At 32.5% G+C, this 255-nt stretch carries 1 pseudogene; it reads left to right on the plus strand.

Annotated elements, in window-relative coordinates:
• A pseudogene (locus ACYQ2O_RS13615) lies at positions 1–200 on the plus strand (tyrosine-type recombinase/integrase); the annotation flags it as partial.
• Between the last annotated feature and the right edge of the window lie 55 nt (positions 201–255).

The following is a 255-nucleotide window of genomic DNA, read 5'->3' on the forward strand; positions in this document are numbered from 1 at the left end:
CAGGTGTTAGTATTTATAATGTTAGAGATTTTTTAGGTCACAGCTCAGTAGAAACAACACAAATATATTTAACATCAAGTCTAGAAATAACCCGAAGGGCAATCGAGGCAGCTTCAAATAAGATCGTTCATGATAGTAGTCACTACTACACAGCAGAAGAAAAAGCTGATTTATTAAATTTTTTAGATACTTTCATTTAACCATCTAATGTAAAGCAAATAACAGTTAATGAAGCATCCTCTAGTTAGCACCTGA

The sequence above is a fragment of the Alkalibacterium sp. m-11 genome (assembly GCF_054658155.1).